The sequence below is a fragment of the Chromohalobacter sp. 48-RD10 genome (assembly GCF_029889785.1).
GTDB lineage: Bacteria > Pseudomonadota > Gammaproteobacteria > Pseudomonadales > Halomonadaceae > Chromohalobacter.
In genome coordinates this window covers 1-2,447 of sequence record NZ_JARANX010000085.1, presented here as the reverse complement: position 1 = coordinate 2,447, position 2,447 = coordinate 1, and the positions used below count along the sequence as shown (strand labels likewise).

Sequence of the window (2,447 nt, the reverse complement as noted above, 5' to 3'; positions counted from 1 at the left end):
CGGCGCCAAGATGCTCACTCTCGATCAGATCATCGACCGCTACGGCCAGGACGTGCGCTACTACATCGAGACCAAGTCACCCAAGGACTATCCCGAGCTTCAAGACGCCCTAGTCAGCAAGCTCGAGGCTGAAGGCCTGGTGCAATCCGGCTCCGTGGTCATCCAATCCTTCAGCCAAGCCAGCCTGCAGGAAGTCCACGGCCTTAATCCCAATATTCCGCTTATCCAACTGCTCTGGTACTCCCCCAGCGAAGACGGCGACACCCTCGAAGAGTGGACCGGCGTTACCCCCAGCCCGGCCAACATCAGCGATGCCGACTTCCAAGTCATCGCCGACTACGCTGACGGCGTCGGCCCCAACTACCTCTACGAAGGTGAACCGGTCATCGACGCCAGCTTCATCGAGCAGGCCCACGCCAACGACCTGCTGGTACACAGCTACACCATCAACGACAAAGACCAGATGCGCCAACTGCTCGACTGGGGCGCCGACGGTCTCTTCACCAACTTTCCCGATCGGTTGAAGGCAGTGCTGGCAGAAGAGTAAAGCGTCTGCCTTAACGTACCAAGCAGCCCGCTTCGACGGGCTGCACGTTGCGCTCACGCACTATGGTCGAGACGCACTACATCCGGCTGTTCACGATGCTCTGCCTGCCACAACTCGTAAGACGTCTGGCAAGCCATCCAATGGCGTGCGGTACTTACGCCCGCCCGCTAGAGACGGACCGCCAGATCGGGGCTGGTGCAGCGCACCCTCCCCAAACATATCAAGCTGGTCTTCACGCTTTCTGGGCGGCCTGGGCGGCAGCGCACGAGGCCCTTGCAGGCGCGGCGAGTCTTTTCCTTTTCTGAGCTGCCTGGGCGGCAGCGCACGTCGTGCTCGACGCGCTCGACGCTGCGCAGTGTTTCTGAGCTGCCTGGGCGGCAGCGCACCGATGCACAATACTTTTAGAGGACCGCTGGGTTTTCTGAGCTGCCTGGGCGGCAGCGCACCGTAACCTGATGTGGGAAGCGGGATTAACAGTTTTCTGAGCTGCCTGGGCGGCAGCGCACGGGTCTAACGGGTAATTGGCAGCCCAGTGAACTTTCTGAGCTGCCTGGGCGGCAGCGCACTCAGCCATCGCGTTTCTTAACGACGCGCTATTTTTCTGAGCTGCCTGGGCGGCAGCGCACTCATCCAAGCGCGGCTAAGGCTGCCCGAAGGATTTCTGAGCTGCCTGGGCGGCAGCGCACCTTTTATATGCGTCCATGTTGACTATTCCCATTTTCTGAGCTGCCTGGGCGGCAGCGCACGACCGCGCCGTCAAACACTCGTCTGGGGGTGCTTTCTGAGCTGCCTGGGCGGCAGCGCACCGGTGCGGAAGGCCTTCGGCCTCGGCACGCTCTTTCTGAGCTGCCTGGGCGGCAGCGCACCAGACGAAGACCAGCATCAGCATTGCCGACCCTTTCTGAGCTGCCTGGGCGGCAGCGCACGTATCGCGCGAAGAGATTGGTTTCGACTTTCATTTCTGAGCTGCCTGGGCGGCAGCGCACTGATTTAACCTCGTTTCGGCGTTTTGGCGTTGTTTCTGAGCTGCCTGGGCGGCAGCGCACAGTCCGATGCTGAGTCCAGTGAAGAAGATGATTTTCTGAGCTGCCTGGGCGGCAGCGCACGCCGGGAAGGTTCCCCGCCCTCTCCATGTTGATTTCTGAGCTGCCTGGGCGGCAGCGCACCTGCTCAGCCTGCAAGGCTTGGCCACGCTCCTTTTCTGAGCTGCCTGGGCGGCAGCGCACGGTGCCGTTTTCCCCGGCCTGGGCCACCTCGCTTTCTGAGCTGCCTGGGCGGCAGCGCACCATCCATAGCCAAGCAATGCGATGCTCTTTATTTTCTGAGCTGCCTGGGCGGCAGCGCACATAGCCGTCACTTCGTCAGCGCGATCCCCCATTTTCTGAGCTGCCTGGGCGGCAGCGCACAAAGCCCAGTTGAGGCAGTTCAATATGCCATCTTTCTGAGCTGCCTGGGCGGCAGCGCACATACCGAACCGTGGTCGGCCCGCCCGTGGGATTTTTCTGAGCTGCCTGGGCGGCAGCGCACAAATGAGAGACTATACGCCCGATGTTTATAAATTTCTGAGCTGCCTGGGCGGCAGCGCACAGGACTACGCCGAGGCCTGCCGCCAAGTGTTGTTTCTGAGCTGCCTGGGCGGCAGCGCACCTCGACGAGATCCAGCACATCGAGCGGCGGCATTTCTGAGCTGCCTGGGCGGCAGCGCACGTCTAGTGTCGCCATGAAACGCTCGCCATTGATTTCTGAGCTGCCTGGGCGGCAGCGCACGCGCGGGCCTTGTTCCATAGATTCGTGAGATATTTCTGAGCTGCCTGGGCGGCAGCGCACATCATCCGGCCGCCAGCCTCACGGCCCAGGTCTTTATGAGCTGCAATGGATGCAGAGCACGGAAAAATAGAAA

Annotated in this window: 1 protein-coding gene and 1 CRISPR repeat array; the gene reads left to right on the top strand. The window is 61.3% G+C overall.

The annotated features are described in order from the left end of the window. Positions 1-547, top strand: a 547-nt coding sequence (locus tag OP496_RS17170) for a glycerophosphodiester phosphodiesterase family protein (RefSeq protein ID WP_280565052.1), incomplete at its 5' end; no start/stop codon positions are given. A gap of 238 nt (positions 548-785) precedes the next feature. Then, positions 786-2,374: direct repeats of the CRISPR family, unit length 28 nt; unit sequence TTTCTGAGCTGCCTGGGCGGCAGCGCAC. Between the last annotated feature and the right edge of the window lie 73 nt (positions 2,375-2,447).